Here is a 712-nt window from a genome sequence, read left to right as displayed (position 1 = left end):
TAGGTCCCGTAGTGTAGCGGTTATCACGTCGCCCTGTCACGGCGAAGATCGCGGGTTCGATTCCCGTCGGGACCGTTTAAGATAACGGAAGTTATTTTAGACTCGTTAGCTCAGTTGGTAGAGCAATTGACTTTTAATCAATGGGTCACTGGTTCGAGCCCAGTACGGGTCATATTTGCGGGTTTGGCGGAATTGGCAGACGCACCAGATTTAGGATCTGGCGCTTAACGGCGTGGGGGTTCAAGTCCCTTAACCCGCATAATAGAAAGTAGCCGGCTTAGCTCAGTTGGTAGAGCATCTGATTTGTAATCAGAGGGTCGCGTGTTCAAGTCATGTAGCCGGCATTTTTTTATATAGAATAAGAGGTCGATGCGAACGTAGTTCAGTGGTAGAACACCACCTTGCCAAGGTGGGGGTCGCGGGTTCGAATCCCGTCGTTCGCTTAGAGAGGCCGGGGTGGCGGAACTGGCAGACGCACAGGACTTAAAATCCTGCGATTGGTAACGATCGTACCGGTTCGATTCCGGTCCTCGGCATATAATGATGAGCACCCTTAGCTCAACTGGATAGAGTACCTGACTACGAATCAGGCGGTTAGAGGTTCGACTCCTCTAGGGTGCATTTTTTTATTTAACGCGGGAAGTAGCTCAGCTTGGTAGAGTACTTGGTTTGGGACCAAGGTGTCGCAGGTTCGAATCCTGTCTTCCCGATT

Annotated in this window: 8 tRNA genes; all 8 read left to right on the top strand. The window is 50.7% G+C overall.

Annotation, left to right across the window (positions count from 1 at the left end):
• Positions 1-2: 2 nt before the first annotated feature.
• The 8 genes from HMPREF8578_RS12240 (at position 3) to HMPREF8578_RS12205 (ending at position 710) form a co-directional block, all read left to right on the top strand.
• Positions 3-75: transfer RNA gene (locus tag HMPREF8578_RS12240), tRNA-Asp, on the top strand.
• Positions 76-99: 24 nt separating this feature from the next.
• Positions 100-172: transfer RNA gene (locus HMPREF8578_RS12235), tRNA-Lys, on the top strand.
• Between the two features lie 5 nt (positions 173-177).
• A tRNA-Leu gene (locus HMPREF8578_RS12230) sits at positions 178-259 on the top strand.
• Positions 260-271: 12 nt separating this feature from the next.
• Positions 272-344, top strand: a tRNA-Thr gene (locus HMPREF8578_RS12225).
• A gap of 27 nt (positions 345-371) precedes the next feature.
• A tRNA-Gly gene (locus HMPREF8578_RS12220) sits at positions 372-443 on the top strand.
• Positions 444-450: 7 nt separating this feature from the next.
• Positions 451-536 (top strand) — tRNA-Leu (locus tag HMPREF8578_RS12215).
• An 11-nt stretch (positions 537-547) separates the two neighbouring features.
• Positions 548-621: transfer RNA gene (locus tag HMPREF8578_RS12210), tRNA-Arg, on the top strand.
• Between the two features lie 15 nt (positions 622-636).
• Positions 637-710: transfer RNA gene (locus HMPREF8578_RS12205), tRNA-Pro, on the top strand.
• Positions 711-712 lie beyond the last annotated feature (2 nt).

This window comes from Streptococcus oralis ATCC 49296 (assembly GCF_000185265.1).
GTDB lineage: Bacteria > Bacillota > Bacilli > Lactobacillales > Streptococcaceae > Streptococcus > Streptococcus oralis_BC.
Note: the sequence above shows the minus strand (reverse complement) of the source record. Positions and strands in the feature narration are given on the sequence as shown.